Consider the following 14,765-nt stretch of genomic DNA (forward strand, 5'->3'; position numbering starts at 1 on the left):
CCGTTATGCCGCGTTCAGGGCGTTGTGGTTGATGGCCATCATCGTCATCAGCCGTTCTTCGTTAGCGTCGTCACCGTGGATCTCGCCGGTCACCCGGCCTTCGCTGAGGGTGATGATCCGGTCAGACACCGCCATCACTTCAGGCAGATCGGAGGAGATCACGATCACCGCCACGCCCTTTTTCGCCATGTCAAACAGCACCTGGTGCACTTCCGATTTGGTCCCCACGTCGATGCCGCGCGTCGGCTCATCGACGATCAGCACCCGCGGGTTGAGCGCCATGCAGCGCGCGAGGATCACCTTCTGCTGGTTACCGCCGGAGAGCTTGCGCACCTCCTGCGCGCTGTTGACCATTTTGATCTGCAGGGCCTGGCGATAGGACTCAATCAGATCGTCCTCTTTGCGGGTGTTCACGAACCAGCGCCACTGCAGCAGCGAGGAGAGACACGAGAGCGACAGGTTGTCGCGAATCGACAGCCCGAGCACCGCCCCCTCTTTTTTACGGTCTTCGGGCACCAGCGCCACGCCCTGGTCGAGGGCATACAGCGGGTCGCGCGGCTGGTACGGCACGCCATCCAGCTCAAAGCTCCCGGAGGTAAAGGCGTCTGCGCCAAACAGGCAGCGAGCCACCTCGGTGCGTCCCGCGCCCACCAGCCCGGCAATGCCCAGAACCTCCCCGGCATGGACGTGGAAGCTGATGTCGTGCAGGGCGATGCCGTGCGGATCCAGCGGCGGCTTTTCGCGGCTTAGCCCCTTCACCGCCAGGCGGACAGGTTTGTCTTGATGATGGGTTTCGCTGGCGGGGCGACGGTTAAAGGCCACGTCGCGCCCGACCATCAGGCGGATCAGCTGTTCGACGTTGGTCTCCGCCACCGCACCGGTACCGGTGAAGCGGCCGTCCTGAAATACGGTGAAGCGATCGCAGAGCTGGAAAACTTCGTGCAGGCGGTGGGTAACGTAAATAATGCTCACGCCGCGGTTTTTAAGCTCCCGCACCACGCGGTGCAGGCTTTCCACCTCGCTGTCGCTCAGCGCGGCGGAAGGTTCGTCCATTATGATCAGGCGAGCGTTGAGGGTCAGCGCCCGGGCGATCTCCACCATCTGCTGCTGGGCGACGCTCAGACGGGCGACCGGCGTGGTCGGCGCAACGTTTAGCTGCAGGTAATCGAGAATGACCTGCGCCTCCTGATTGACCGCCTTTTCGTCGACGATCAGGTTCCGTTTACGCGGCTCGCGCCCGAGAAACATGTTTTCCGCGACGGTCATGTTGGGCAGCAGGTTGAATTCCTGATAGATGGTGATAATGCCCTTGTTCTGCCGTTCCACCGGGGAGTCGTCCACCGGCAGCATTTCGCCGTTGAACCAGATATCCCCGCGGGTTTGCGGCTGCGCGCCCGCAAGCGCCTTCAGCAGCGTGGATTTTCCCGCTCCGTTTTCCCCCAGCAGGGCGTGGATCTCCCCCGCGCCGACGGTCAACTGGGCGCTGCTTAGCGCCCAGACGCCGGAAAAGCTTTTTGCCAGGTCGGTCACTTTCAGTAAGGGTTGCGACATCGGTCTGCTCCTCCTCATGTTGAGCCGCCAGAGGCGGCTCGGGACATATCAGTTACCAGCCTCACCGATACGCTCAGCCTGCTGCAGGTTCTCTTTGGTGATCAGCGTTGGCGGGTAGTCGGCCCCGGTGATGGCTTTCTTCTCGCGCACGTTGGCCACCAGCTGGCTCATCGCCGTCTGCACCGCAAAGCCCGGACGCTGATCCGCCGTTACCGCCAGCCAGCCATCGCGCACGCGGGCCAGCGCTTCCGGTACCGCATCAAAGCCGGTCACGAGGATTTCACCCGGCTTCACGCCCTGGCTCTGCAGGGCTTCAATCGCGCCCAGCGCCATATCGTCGTTGGCGGAGAGGATCACCTGCGGGCGTTTCGGTAGCGAAGGCAGAACGCTTTCGACGATGCGCATCCCTTCAGAACGCATCCAGTTGCCGGTCTGATCGGCGACGATCTTGTACTTATCCCCGCCCGCCTTCAGGCTGTCGCGGATCCCTTTGGTGCGTTCAATATTGGAGGAGGAGCCCGGCTGGCCGGTGAGCAGGATGATCTCTGCCCCGTCGGGGAATTTGGTTTTGACGAAGTCGCCAATCGCCTGGCCGCCTTTGTAGTTGTTGGCGCCAAAGTGAGGCACTTTCTTCTGGCTGTCGACGGAGCGGTCAAGGGTGACCACCGGCAGCTTTGCATCCTGAATTTCATCCACCGCGCTGGAGACCGCGTTCACGTCGTTCGGGGAGACGATAAAGCCCTGCGCCCCGCGGGTGATGGCGTTTTCCAGGTCAGCCACCTGCTTCGGTGAACTGCCCTGCCCGTCCAGTACCTGAAGCTTCACGCCCATCTCTTTCGCGGCTTTCACCGCCGTACGCTGCATGTGAACCTCAAACGGCATGGCCAGGTTTGGCGTACTGAAAACAATCTGCTCGTTTTCGGCGAGGGCGGCCCCGGACGTCATGGCGATGAGGGCGGCTACGATCAGTTTTTTCATTATTATGTCTCTCTGTGTAGGGTTGTTGTGTTTAGAGGACGATCTCGCGCTGGCTACGCAGCGACTCCAGCGCTTTATCCGCGAGGTACAGCGCACGTTCACCATCATCGCCGCTGCAGTCAGGCACCGCTTCGCCGCGCAGGACCGCAACAAAGTGTTCCCATTCCGCGGCGTAAGCGGATTTGTAGCGCTGCAGGAAGAAGTGTTCCGGCAGCGCGCTGGTGCAGCCCTGTTTGCCGTAGTGCTGCACCTGGTTTTCAAGAATATTGCCGGCGCACAGCAGCCCTTCGGAGCCGTGCAGCTCCAGGCGCTGGTCGTAACCGTAAGAGGAGCGGCGGCTGTTGACGATGGTCGCCATCGCGCCGGAGGCATATTTCAGAACGATAAACGCGGTATCGATATCCCCCGCCTCGCCAATCGCCGGATCCACCAGGTTACTGCCCTGGGCATACACCGACACCGGCTCTTCGCCCATGATGAAACGGGCCATGTCGAAGTCGTGAATGGTCATATCGCGGAACATGCCGCCGGAGACGCGCACGTACTCCGCAGGCGGCGGAGACGGGTCGCGGGAGATGATCAGCAACGATTCCGGCTTGCCGATGCGTCCGGCCTGGGCATCGGTTTTCACGCGGCGGAACTGAGGGTCAAAGCGGCGGTTAAAGCCGATGAACAGCGGCACGTCGTACTCTTTAACCACTTTCAGGCAGTCGCGCACGCGGGCGAGGTCGAGGTGTACCGGCTTTTCGCAGAAGATAGCCTTGCCGTGGCGGGCGGCCATTTCAATCAGATCCGCGTGGGTGTCGGTGGCGGAGGCGATCAGCACGGCGTGAACGTTAGGGTCGGTCATCGCCTCATCCACGCTCTGCTGGCGGGCCTGATACTGTGCGGCGAGACGGGTGGCAAATTCCTGATTCGGGTCAACCACGGACCAGAGCGTGGTCGCGCCGTGGCTGGCGATGTTAGCTGCATGTACCTGGCCAATTCGGCCAGCGCCCAGTAAAGCAATGTTAAACATAACGGCTCCCGGTGTTGGTGAATGCTGTGAACTAACGACCCTATAAATAAAACATTTATTTCATTTTTATAAATAGTGAAAATTATGTTTTTGAGTGCGGGTTAACACTTTTGAGATGTATGAGATAATTTTTGTTATCAATCTCACAACATGAAAGAAGGTACTGCTCACCCCTCACCCCGGCCCTCTCCCCAAAGGAGCGAGGGAGAAAAGAGTGCACCACCCCATCCCCTCTCCACTTTTGGGAGAGGGTTAGGGTGAGGGGGAAATGAAATGAAAATTTCGTTAAGACAGGAAAACTCAATACTGACGGGCTTTTTTCACCTGCGCCTGCGTTTGCTCCGCGGCCTCACGCACGGCAGACGACTCTGCCACCTGCGCGTCACCGGTTCGCCACCACGAGGCGTAGTCATGGGTCATGGTCTTCGGCAATACCTTGATGTCCAGCAGCGTCGGGCCCGGATGGGCGCGTGATGCCTCAAGCGCCGCCAGCAGGCTCTGCTCGTCGTTCACCCGCCACGCGCGACAGCCATAGCTTTCCGCGTTTTGCGCAAAGTCGACCTTCACCAGCGGCCCGTCAAGCCGCCCGGTTTCCGGGTTGCGATGGCGATTTTCCGTGCCAAAGCTGCCCATTCCGTGCCCCATCTGCAGGTTGTTGATGCAGCCGAAGCTGGCGTTATCAAACAGCAGAACGGTGACCTTAATGCCCTCCTGTACGGTGGTTTGCAGCTCGGAGTGCAGCATCATGTAGGAGCCATCCCCCACCATGGCGTAAACCGGCTGCCCGGGTCGGGCGAGCTTCGCGCCGATGGCCGCCGCAATCTCGTAGCCCATGCAGGAGTAGCCGTACTCCAGGTGATAGCTGTCCGGCGTTTTGACCTGCCAGAGGCGCTGTAAATCTCCCGGCAGCGAACCGGCCGCGCCCACCACGATGGCGTTATCTTCCACATGCTGATTGATCAGCCCCAGCACCCGCGTCTGGGTCAGGCGGGTATTAAGCGTCTCGCCGTATTCCGTCAGCTGCGCGTCCAGATGCCCCGCCACTTCGGGCGCGTCGTCCGGATGCCACTGGCGATCCCACAGGCGGCGGCACTCATCGCGCCACGCGGATTTCGCCTGGGCGATCGCCTCTCCCCAGCCGCTGCGGTAATCGCCGAGCGCGTGGGTTAAGGCCTGGAGCCCGGTTTGGGCATCGGCAATCAGCGCGGTGGCGTCCAGCTTCAGGGCGTCAAACTCGGCCACGTTCAGCAGCAGGAATTCGACGTCCGGGTGGGAAAAGAGCGCCTTGGAGCCGGTGGTAAAGTCGGTCAGGCGCGTGCCGACGCCAATCACTAAGTCAGCCTGTGGCGCGAGCTGGTTGGCGGCCATTCCGCCCGTCACCCCTACGCCGCCGAGGTTAAGTGGGTGGTCACTTACCAGCGCCCCCTTCCCGGCCTGCGTTTCGGCAAACGGCAGCTGCAGCGTCTCGACAAATTCGCGAAACGCCTCATGCGCGCCGGAGTAACGCACGCCGCCGCCGCACACCACCAGCGGACGGCGCTTGCGGGCGATCAGCGCACGCGCCTGCGCCAGTCGCTGCGGATCGGGCGGACGGCGTTCGATGTGGTGCACCCGACGCGCGAAGAAGCTTAGCGGGTAGTCCCACGCTTCCCCTTGCACGTCCTGCGGCAGACAGAGGGTCACCGCTCCGGTATCTGCGGGGTCAGTAAGCGTTCGCATCGCGCTTAGCATGGCGCTCATGAGCTGCTCGGGGCGGTTGATGCGGTCCCAGTAGCGGGAAACCGGACGGAAGCAGTCGTTGGTGCTGATGCTGAGATCGTGATACTGCTCGATCTGCTGCAGCACCGGGTCCGGCTGGCGGCTGGCGTAGATATCGCCCGGCAGCAGTAAAAGCGGGATGCGGTTCGCCGTGGCGGTGGCCGCTGCCGTGACCATATTGGCGGCGCCCGGCCCGACTGAGGAGGTGACGGCAAAAATGCGCTGGCGGCGGTGCTGTTTGGCGAATCCCGTCGCCATGTGGGCAATGCCCTGCTCGTTGCACCCCTGCATGATTTTCAGATGACCGGGATCCTGCTCCAGCGCCTGGCCAATACCCAGCACGTTGCCGTGCCCAAAGATCGTCGCCACACCCTCCACGAAGGGCGTTTCGTTGCCGTCAACGCTGACGTACTGTTGATTCAGGAACCGGACCAGCGCCTGGGCCATGGTCATACGTTCGGTTTGCATAATGCCTCCTGTCAGCCCAGCGTCGGCATGGAGAACGCAGCGCCTGTCTCCTGCTGCATTTCCGGCCAGCGCGCGGTGATGGTTTTCATTCGGGTGTAGAAACGCACGCCGTCGTTGCCGTGCACGTTGAGCGCGCCAAAGATGGAACGCTTCCAGCCACCGAAACTGTGGAATGCCATCGGCACCGGGATCGGCACGTTGACCCCCACCATGCCCGCCTGCACCTCTTCGCAGAAGCGGCGCGCGCAGCCGCCGTCACGGGTGAAGATCGCCGAGCCATTACCATATTCATGGCGGTTAATGAGGTCCACCGCGCTGGCGTAATCTGCTACGCGCACCACAGAAAGCACCGGGCCAAAAATCTCTTCTTTATAGATGGTCATCTCCGGTGTGACGTTATCGAACAGCGTCGGCCCGACGAAGTAGCCCTGCTCGTGGCCCTTCACGCTGAAGCCGCGCCCGTCCACGCGCAGTTTCGCCCCCTGCGCTTCCCCGCTGTCGATATAGCCCAGCACCTTGCTGCGGTGCGCGGAGGAGATAAGCGGCCCCATTTCGTTTTCCGGTGTCTGGTCCAGCCCCGGTCCGACGCGCAGCGCTTCAATCTGTTTTTCCAGCCGGGTGCAGAGGTCGTCAGCGGTTTTATCCCCCACCGCCAGCACCACTGAGAGCGCCATGCAGCGTTCCCCCGCCGCGCCGTAGGCCGCGCCCATGATGGCGTTGGTCGCCATCTCCATGTCGGCATCCGGCATTAAAATGCAGTGGTTTTTCGCACCGCCCAGCGCCTGACAGCGCTTACCGTGGGCGGAGGCGGTCTGGTAAATGTATTCGGCAATCGGCGTGGAGCCGACAAAGCTCACCGCCTGCACGCGCGGGTCGGTCAGGAGCACGTCAACGGACTCTTTATCCCCCTGCACCACGTTGAAGACGCCGTCCGGCAGGCCTGCCTCTTTTAACAGCTGCGCCAGCGCGAGCGCGAGAGAAGGGTCTTTTTCCGACGGCTTCAGCACGAAGGTATTCCCGGTCGCCAGCGCAATGGGGAACATCCACATCGGCACCATCGCCGGGAAGTTAAACGGCGTGATCCCGGCGCAGACGCCGAGCGGCTGCATCAGCGAGTGGCTGTCGACGCCGGTACCGACGTTCGCAGAGTGTTCACCCTTTTGCAGATGCGGGATACCGCAGGCAAATTCCACCACTTCCAGACCGCGGGTCAGTTCGCCCACCGCGTCGGAGAAGACCTTGCCGTGCTCTTCGCTGATGATGCGGGCCAGGCGCGTCATGTTCTCTTCCAGCAGCGCCTTGAAGCGGAACATCACGCGCGCGCGCTTAAGCGGAGCCTGGCGCGCCCACGCGGGAAACGCCTGCTGCGCGGCGGCAATCGCCTGCTCCGTTTCCTGTGCCGTACTCATCACCACCTGGCGGATCTGCTCGCCGGTGGCCGGGTTGAAGATCGCCTGAACGCGCTGGCCTGAACCGGTGACACATTCGCCGTGAATAAAATTCGCTACCGTCTCCATCCTTAACCTCTCGCTGTTGATACGTGACTGTTACCTGAAACGCTGTGTACTGGACACTATATATGAAACAAATATTCCATTTTAAGTTGAAATAAAATAAATGATGATTATTGTGATCAAGGATGGATTTTTATGTTAACAGCCAGCAACACTGACGCTGCGTGCGCTATTAAGGGATTTCGGGCGAGGAAATGACTGAAGCTTCTGTTTCATTTTTGCTGCCAGATGGATGGCCGACATTTAAAAGACGCGGTTTTGCGTTTAGAATCATCAGACTGTATTTGGGGGATAACATGACGACAGCAACCAGCCTGAACGAACTGCAGCAGCAAATCCGCGATCGCTACGATAGCCTGAGCAAGAGGCTGCAGCAGGTCTCCCGCTACGTGCTGGATAACACCAACAGCGTGGCCTTTGATACGGTTGCCGTCATTGCCGAGCGCGCCGACGTGCCGCCTTCGACGCTGATCCGCTTTGCTAACGCCTTTTACTTCACCGGTTTCAACGAAATGAAACAGCTGTTTCGCATGAACCTGGTGGAGGAGACTGCCAGCTACAGCGACCGCGCGCGGCTGTTCCGCGAAATGGAGAGCGAGGCCGTGCCGGAAACGCCGCTCGATATTCTGCAGGAGTTCGCCCGCTCGAACGCGCAGGCGCTGCAGCAGCTGGCCGCCCGCGCCGAGCCGGAAATGCTGGAGCGCGCGGTACAGCTGCTGGCCGACGCCGACACTATCTACATCGCCGGACTGCGCCGCTCGTTTAGCGTCGCTGCCTACCTCACCTATGCCCTGAGCCACCTGGAGTGCCGCCCTATTCTGCTCGACGGCATGGGCGGGATGCTGCGCGAGCAAATCAGCCGCATTAAGGCGCGCGACATCGTGGTGTCGATCAGCTTCTCGCCATATGCGGAAGAGACGGTGATGGTCAGCGAAACCGCCGCCAGCGTCGGCGCCCGGCAGATCGTGATTACGGACAGCCAGATAAGCCCGCTGGCAACGTTCAGCGATCTCTGCTTTGTGGTGAAGGAGGCGCAGGTGGATGCGTTCCGGTCTCAGTCGGCGACGCTGTGCCTGGTGCAGTCGCTGGTGGTGGCGCTGGCGTATAGGTTGGGTGAAGGGAAATAAGGCAATAAAAAACCCCCTGCGCAGGCAGAGGGTTTGGGTGTTAATTCAGAGGGAAATCATTCCCACTCAATCGTAGCCGGTGGCTTACCACTGATGTCATACACCACGCGGGAAATACCATTCACTTCGTTGATGATGCGGTTAGACACGCGGCCTAAGAAGTCATACGGCAGGTGCGCCCAGTGCGCGGTCATGAAGTCGATGGTTTCCACCGCACGCAGGGAAACAACCCAGTCGTACTTACGGCCATCGCCCATTACGCCGACGGAGCGAACCGGCAGGAACACGGTGAACGCCTGGCTTACCTTGTTGTACAGGTCAGCTTTGTGCAGCTCTTCGATGAAGATCGCGTCCGCGCGACGCAGCAGGTCGCAGTACTCTTTCTTCACTTCGCCCAGCACGCGCACGCCCAGACCCGGACCCGGGAACGGGTGACGGTAGAGCATGTCGTACGGCAGACCCAGTTCCAGACCGATCTTACGCACTTCGTCTTTGAACAGCTCGCGCAGCGGTTCAACCAGACCCATCTTCATCTCTTTCGGCAGGCCGCCCACGTTGTGGTGAGATTTGATGACGTGCGCTTTGCCGGTAGCGGATGCCGCAGACTCGATCACGTCAGGGTAGATAGTACCCTGCGCCAGCCACTTCACGTCTTCCAGCTTCAGCGCTTCTTCGTCGAACACTTCCACGAAGACGCGGCCGATGATCTTACGTTTTGCTTCCGGATCGTTCTCGCCTTTCAGCGCGTCCAGGAAGCGCTGCTCGCCTTCCACGTGAACGATGTTCAGACCGAAGTGGTCGCCGAACATGTCCATGACCTGCTTCGCTTCGTTCAGACGCAGCAGACCGTTGTCCACGAAGACGCAGGTCAGGTTTTTGCCGATGGCACGGTGCAGCAGCATCGCGGTGACGGAGGAGTCCACGCCGCCGGAGAGGCCGAGGATCACTTTGTCATCGCCAACCTGCTGGCGGATACGCTCAACGGCGTCGTCGATGATTTTTGCCGGGGTCCACAGGGCTTCACACTGGCAGATGTCGCGCACGAAGCGCTCCAGCATGCGCATACCCTGACGGGTGTGGGTCACTTCCGGGTGGAACTGCACGCCGTAGAAGCGTTTTTCTTCGTTCGCCATGATGGCGAACGGGCAGCTTTCGGTGCTGGCAACGGTCACGAAGTCGGACGGGATGGCGGTAACCTTGTCGCCGTGGCTCATCCACACGTCCAGCAGCGGCTTGCCGTCTGCGGTCAGGGAGTCTTCGATACCGCGCACCAGCGCGCTGTCGGTGACAACTTCAACCTGCGCGTAGCCGAACTCACGTTCGTTAGAGCCTTCTACGTGGCCGCCCAGCTGCATCGCCATGGTCTGCATGCCGTAGCAGACGCCGAATACCGGCACGCCCGCTTCGAACACGTACTGCGGCGCGCGCGGGCTGTTCTCTTCAGTGGTGCTTTCCGGGCCGCCGGAGAGGATGATGCCGCTTGGATTGAATTCGCGAATCTGTGCTTCCGTGACATCCCACGCCCACAGCTCACAGTAAACGCCCAGTTCACGCACGCGACGCGCCACCAGCTGAGTGTACTGAGAACCGAAGTCCAGGATGAGAATGCGATGTTTATGAATGTTTTCCGTCATTGACGCTAATTCCGAGGCAAGTGAAACAAAACAAAGCGCCCGGCAGAAGCCGGGCGCGGAAACTTATCAGGAGCCCAGACGGTAGTTCGGGGACTCTTTGGTGATCGTCACGTCGTGAACGTGGCTCTCCTGGATACCCGCACCGCTGATACGTACGAATTCCGCTTTGGTACGCAGCAGGTCAATGGTACCACAGCCGGTCAGACCCATACAGGAACGCAGGCCGCCCATCTGCTGGTGAATGATCTCTTTCAGACGGCCTTTATAGGCCACGCGGCCTTCGATACCTTCCGGTACCAGTTTGTCAGCAGCGTTATCGGTCTGGAAGTAACGGTCAGAGGAACCTTTGGACATCGCGCCCAGGGAGCCCATCCCACGGTAAGATTTGTAAGAACGGCCCTGGTAGAGTTCGATTTCGCCCGGGGATTCTTCGGTACCAGCGAGCATGGAGCCAACCATTACGGCAGCAGCGCCCGCGGCGATGGCTTTAGCAATGTCGCCAGAGAAGCGGATACCGCCGTCAGCGATAACCGGAATACCGGTGCCTTCCAGCGCTTCAACCGCGTCAGAAACCGCGGTGATCTGTGGAACGCCCACGCCGGTCACGATACGGGTGGTACAGATGGAGCCAGGGCCGATACCCACTTTCACCGCGCTGCAGCCGGCGTCAGCCAGCGCGCGAGCGCCTGCGCCCGTCGCCACGTTGCCGCCAATGATCTGCAGGTCAGGGTATTTTGCACGGGTGTCGCGAATACGCTGCAGCACGCCTTCGGAGTGGCCGTGAGAGGAGTCAATCAGCAGCACGTCAACGCCCGCCGCCACCAGCGCGTCAACGCGCTCTTCGTTACCTGCACCCGCGCCAACCGCAGCACCGACGCGCAGACGGCCATGCTCGTCTTTACAGGCGTTCGGTTTACGTTCTGCTTTCTGGAAATCTTTAACGGTGATCATGCCGCGCAGGTGGAAGTTCGCATCCACAACCAGCGCTTTCTCAACGCGTTTTTCGTGCATTTTCGCCAGCACCACGTCGCGAGTTTCGCCTTCGCGGACGGTCACCAGACGCTCTTTTGGCGTCATGTAGACGCTGACAGGCTGGTTCAGGTCAGTCACGAAGCGCACGTCACGACCGGTGATGATGCCCACCAGTTCATTGTCTTCGGTCACTACCGGGTAGCCGGCAAAGCCGTTACGCTCGGTCAGCGCTTTCACTTCGTGCAGGGTGGTGGTTGGCAGAACGGTCTGAGGGTCGGACACGATACCAGATTCATGTTTCTTCACGCGGCGAACTTCTTCCGCCTGACGCTCGATAGACATGTTTTTGTGGATAAAGCCAATGCCGCCTTCCTGTGCCAGGGCGATAGCCAGGCGCGCTTCAGTCACGGTGTCCATTGCCGCGGAGAGCATAGGAATGTTCAGACGAATGGTTTTCGTCAACTGCGTGCTGAGGTCGGCAGTATTCGGCAGAACGGTGGAATGAGCGGGAACGAGGAGGACGTCGTCAAACGTCAGTGCTTCTTTAGCGATACGTAGCATGGGCAATATCTCTGACCTGGGTGGTTAAATATTGCCGTGGCATTATACAGAGCGTAACCGATTGCATCTACACTTTTTTGAAAAAATGCTTGCGAATGCCTCTCAGCAGGTTACTATCGACTGAATAACTTGCTGATTTAGAATTTGATCCCGCTCACATGTTATCCTCTCAATCCCCCTCAATTTATACTGTCAGCCGCCTTAATCAGACGGTGCGTTTGCTGCTTGAGCAGGAAATGGGGCAGGTCTGGATCAGCGGTGAAATCTCTAACTTCACGCAGCCCTCCTCCGGACACTGGTACTTTACCTTAAAAGACGACACCGCCCAGGTGCGCTGCGCGATGTTCCGTAACAGCAACCGTCGCGTGACGTTCCGTCCGCAGCACGGCCAGCAGGTTCTGGTTCGCGCCAATATCACCCTGTATGAGCCGCGCGGCGATTATCAAATCATCGTTGAGAGCATGCAGCCCGCGGGCGAAGGCCTGCTGCAGCAAAAGTATGAGCAGTTAAAGGCGAAGCTCTCCGAAGAGGGACTTTTCGACCAACAGTTCAAAAAGCCGCTGCCCTCGCCTGCCCACTGCGTGGGTGTCATCACCTCGAAAACCGGTGCCGCCCTGCACGACATTTTGCACGTACTGAAGCGTCGCGATCCTTCACTGCCCGTCATTATCTACCCGACCGCCGTTCAGGGTGACGATGCGCCAGGTCAGATTGTACGCGCCATTGAACTGGCAAATGCGCGTAAGGAGTGTGACGTGTTGATCGTCGGGCGCGGCGGCGGCTCGCTGGAAGACCTGTGGAGCTTTAACGACGAGCGCGTGGCGCGGGCAATCTTTGCAAGCGAGATCCCCGTGGTGAGCGCCGTCGGGCATGAAACGGACGTGACAATTGCGGATTTTGTTGCGGATCTGCGTGCGCCTACGCCGTCCGCGGCGGCGGAAGTGGTGAGCCGTAATCAGCTGGAGCTGCTGCGTCAGCTTCAGAACGGCCAGCAGCGTCTTGAGATGGCGATGGACTACTTCCTTGCCAACCGTACCCGCCGCTTTATCCAGCTTCATCACCGTCTTCAGCAGCAGCACCCGCAGCTTCGTCTGGCGCGTCAGCAGACCGTGCTGGAACGCCTGCGTCAGCGCATGAACTTTGCGCTTGATAATCAGCTTAAGCGCGCGGTGACGCGCCAGCAGCGTGTGACCCAGCGCCTGAACCAGCAGAATCCGCAGCCGAAAATCTATCGTGCGCAAACGCGCATTCAGCAGCTGGAATATCGTCTGGCGGAGACTCTCCGGGCGCGCCTGAGCACCACACGTGAGCGTTTTGGCAACGCGGTGACCCATCTGGAAGCCGTCAGCCCCCTCTCCACGCTGGCACGCGGCTATAGCGTAACGACAGCAGCGGACGGCAAAGTGCTGAAGCACACCAAACAGGTGAACACCGGTGACGTTCTTACCACCCGCCTGTCTGACGGCTGGGTGGAAAGCGAAGTGAAATCAATTAAACCGGTGAAAAAGACGCGTCAGCGCAAAACCGGATAATTCTTCGCCGGTTACTTACTATACTGCTGCTATTCCCTTTTTTAATAAGGAGAGCAGCATGTCCCATCTTCGTAGCGTTATTCCCCCTTATATTCTTCGTCGTATTATCGAAAGCGGTTCCGAACCGCAGCAGCGCTATGCCCGTCAGACCTTAACCCACGTCCAGACGCTGATGGCGCATATGCCGGGCAAACCCGCCGCGCCGCACGTGAATAAAGCCGGTCAGCTTGAGCGCGATATCTACGATGCGAAACAGACCCAGGAGCTGCCGGGTACCCAGGTGCGTTACGAGGGCCAGCCGTCGAATGGCGATGTGGCCGTGGACGAGGCGTATGATTATTTGGGTATTACCCATGATTTCTTCTGGAAAGAATATCAGCGCGATTCGCTCGATAATAAGGGACTGATTTTGACCGGCACCGTGCATTACGGTCGGGAATATCAGAACGCCTTCTGGAACGGTCAGCAGATGGTGTTTGGCGACGGTGACGGGGAGATCTTTAACCGCTTTACGGTTGCCATCGACGTGGTGGCACACGAGCTGAGCCACGGCGTCACCGAGACCGAAGCCGGGCTAATCTATTTCGAACAGTCAGGCGCGCTGAATGAGTCCCTGTCAGACGTGTTTGGTTCGCTGGTGAAACAGTACCATCTCAAGCAAACCGCCGATAAAGCAGACTGGTTGATTGGTGAAGGGCTGCTGGCTGCGGGCATTAACGGCAAAGGGCTGCGCTCCATGTCTGAACCCGGCACCGCCTACGACGATCCCCTGCTCGGCAAAGACCCGCAGCCCGCGCACATGAAAGATTTCATCAAAACGCGCGAGGATAACGGCGGCGTCCATCTTAACTCCGGCATCCCCAACCGGGCATTTTACCTGGCCGCGACGGCGATCGGCGGTTACGCCTGGGAAAAAGCCGGTTATGCCTGGTACGACACGGTTTGTGATCGCAATCTGGCGCAGGATGCGGATTTTGATGCCTTCGCAAAACTGACGATAGCGCACGGAGAGAAACGCTCCGGTAGCGACGTTGGGGCGGCGATAAAACAGGCCTGGGAACAGGTGGGAGTGCTGTAAATGCAGGTTCCGGAACTGACGGATGACGCCGTGGTTGAGCTGGCCCGGGAAGGCGGCGTCGCTTTTATTCCTAAGCTGAGCGGCCAGCGTACCATCGCGCTCTCCTCGCTTAATGAGGCCCAGCGCCAGCGCCTGGTGAGCATCCTGGAGCAGGCCTTTCCACGCGGTCAGCCGCCGGGTCAGACGTCGTCACCCGGCAGCGGTGACCAGCGCTATTTCCGCATCCAGATTATCTGGACCGGCCAAAATCAGGCGCACTATGCCGATATCATCGTGCTGGTACCCGAGCAGGAAGCGCCCGAGTCGCTGGTCGAGCTGTGGAAAAAAGGCGAAGACTGCGTGTGCGATTAATCTTCGGCCGGAACAAACTCCACGCGCTTTTTAGAAATTAAGCCGTGGCCGTTCTGGCAGAAATAGTCCACCGCCCCGCAGGCCTTTAAGACCTGGAGTGGCTGATGGCACTCCGGGCAGCGGGCTTCGAGCGCAATATCTTTATTACAGCTGTCACAGTGCACCGCCCCGTTCAGGGGTTCAAGCTGTGCCTGGCAATCCGGGCAGGTAATGATCATGGTGT

General features: G+C 59.7%; 12 protein-coding genes. 4 read left to right on the top strand and 8 right to left on the bottom strand.

Annotated elements, in window-relative coordinates:
- Positions 1-3 precede the first annotated feature (3 nt).
- From IM265_RS14855 to IM265_RS14875, 5 genes are all read right to left on the bottom strand, one after another.
- Positions 4-1,551 (bottom strand): sugar ABC transporter ATP-binding protein, encoded by a 1,548-nt coding sequence (locus IM265_RS14855; protein WP_048957773.1) that lies wholly within the window; start codon positions 1,549-1,551, stop codon positions 4-6.
- Positions 1,552-1,599: 48 nt separating this feature from the next.
- Positions 1,600-2,529 (bottom strand): sugar ABC transporter substrate-binding protein, encoded by a 930-nt coding sequence (locus IM265_RS14860; RefSeq protein ID WP_008502118.1) that lies wholly within the window; start codon positions 2,527-2,529, stop codon positions 1,600-1,602.
- 31 nt (positions 2,530-2,560) lie between these two features.
- A complete protein-coding gene (iolG, locus tag IM265_RS14865) occupies positions 2,561-3,547 on the bottom strand; it encodes an inositol 2-dehydrogenase (protein ID WP_047368086.1) in 987 nt (328 codons plus the stop codon).
- A gap of 300 nt (positions 3,548-3,847) precedes the next feature.
- Positions 3,848-5,773, bottom strand: a complete 1,926-nt coding sequence (iolD, locus tag IM265_RS14870) for a 3D-(3,5/4)-trihydroxycyclohexane-1,2-dione acylhydrolase (decyclizing) (RefSeq protein WP_182035064.1) — start codon at positions 5,771-5,773, stop codon at positions 3,848-3,850.
- A gap of 11 nt (positions 5,774-5,784) precedes the next feature.
- Entirely contained in the window at positions 5,785-7,290 is a 1,506-nt protein-coding gene (locus IM265_RS14875; protein ID WP_045630997.1) for a CoA-acylating methylmalonate-semialdehyde dehydrogenase, read from the bottom strand.
- A 293-nt stretch (positions 7,291-7,583) separates the two neighbouring features.
- On the opposite strand from IM265_RS14875, the gene IM265_RS14880 reads away from it, so the two are divergent.
- Positions 7,584-8,414: a MurR/RpiR family transcriptional regulator gene (locus IM265_RS14880; protein ID WP_193030342.1), complete on the top strand. Its 831-nt coding sequence runs from the start codon at positions 7,584-7,586 to the stop codon at positions 8,412-8,414.
- A gap of 56 nt (positions 8,415-8,470) precedes the next feature.
- Here the strand turns inward: IM265_RS14880 and guaA are convergent, their stop codons facing one another.
- Both guaA and guaB read right to left on the bottom strand, forming a co-directional pair.
- The gene (gene guaA / locus IM265_RS14885) at positions 8,471-10,048 is read right to left on the bottom strand and encodes a glutamine-hydrolyzing GMP synthase (protein ID WP_003860599.1); all 1,578 of its coding nucleotides are present in this window, start codon (positions 10,046-10,048) and stop codon (positions 8,471-8,473) included.
- Positions 10,049-10,114: 66 nt separating this feature from the next.
- Positions 10,115-11,581 carry an IMP dehydrogenase gene (gene guaB, locus IM265_RS14890; RefSeq protein WP_014884799.1) on the bottom strand — a complete coding sequence of 489 codons (1,467 nt, stop codon included), beginning with the start codon at positions 11,579-11,581 and terminating at the stop codon, positions 10,115-10,117.
- Between the two features lie 158 nt (positions 11,582-11,739).
- Between guaB and xseA the strand changes: the two genes are divergently transcribed.
- The 3 genes from xseA to IM265_RS14905 are packed head-to-tail and all read left to right on the top strand — an operon-like array spanning position 11,740 to position 14,542.
- Entirely contained in the window at positions 11,740-13,113 is a 1,374-nt protein-coding gene (gene xseA, locus IM265_RS14895; RefSeq protein ID WP_193030340.1) for an exodeoxyribonuclease VII large subunit, read from the top strand.
- A gap of 58 nt (positions 13,114-13,171) precedes the next feature.
- Positions 13,172-14,191: a M4 family metallopeptidase gene (locus tag IM265_RS14900; protein ID WP_063437004.1), complete on the top strand. Its 1,020-nt coding sequence runs from the start codon at positions 13,172-13,174 to the stop codon at positions 14,189-14,191.
- The gene (locus IM265_RS14905; protein WP_028014053.1) at positions 14,192-14,542 is read left to right on the top strand and encodes a protealysin inhibitor emfourin; all 351 of its coding nucleotides are present in this window, start codon (positions 14,192-14,194) and stop codon (positions 14,540-14,542) included.
- On the opposite strand, the gene IM265_RS14910 is transcribed toward IM265_RS14905, so the two are convergent.
- The gene (locus tag IM265_RS14910) at positions 14,539-14,760 is read right to left on the bottom strand and encodes a zinc ribbon domain-containing protein (RefSeq protein ID WP_193030339.1); all 222 of its coding nucleotides are present in this window, start codon (positions 14,758-14,760) and stop codon (positions 14,539-14,541) included. The genes IM265_RS14905 and IM265_RS14910 overlap by 4 nt on opposite strands.
- Between the last annotated feature and the right edge of the window lie 5 nt (positions 14,761-14,765).

The organism is Enterobacter cloacae complex sp. P17RS (genome assembly GCF_014895885.1).
Classification (GTDB): Bacteria; Pseudomonadota; Gammaproteobacteria; order Enterobacterales; family Enterobacteriaceae; genus Enterobacter; species Enterobacter bugandensis.